At 30.2% G+C, this 504-nt stretch carries 1 protein-coding gene; it reads left to right on the top strand.

Annotated elements, in window-relative coordinates; genetic code table 11:
• Positions 1-439: 439 nt before the first annotated feature.
• Positions 440-504: DUF3948 family protein (locus BAQ44_RS04945; protein ID WP_044822233.1), on the top strand; the 65-nt coding region annotated here is incomplete at its 3' end.

Here is a 504-nt window from a genome sequence, read left to right as displayed (position 1 = left end):
CCGATTGGTGAGGGCTAATAATCAGTGGGGGATGAAGAAAACCCCCACTGATTAAAGTTTCACTTTATCTAGCACGGACAGTTAGTAAAAGCTTGATAGATTCCAACGTATTCATTTAAATATGTACTTTGATTTGTAACAAAAGTAGAGGTAAGTAGGGGGATGTTTCGTTATATGACTGTAATATTACAATAACGTTACAAACGTCAACTTAGTAGAAAGTGCATTAAAACAAGGTTTTTAAGAGTGTTTATAAAAAAACGTAAAAAAAGTGTAATAAAATTTACGTAATTATATTGCAACGTAACAATAGTTATGTTACATTAATGTTACAAACGTTACGTTATTAACTTTAATGTAACGCTAACATAAAAACTATGAAATAAACATTTCTTAGAAATTACATATAGATAACTTATTAAAAAGGAGGATATATAAAATGAAAGAGCAAGTATTACAAGTAACAAAAGGTGACTTCGTAGGATCGGCAAGTGGAGCAGTAGT

It is taken from the genome of Bacillus mobilis, from assembly GCF_001884045.1.
Taxonomy (GTDB): domain Bacteria; phylum Bacillota; class Bacilli; order Bacillales; family Bacillaceae_G; genus Bacillus_A; species Bacillus_A mobilis.
The sequence above is the reverse complement of the archived record's forward strand: the minus strand, read 5'-3'. Positions and strand labels throughout refer to the sequence as shown.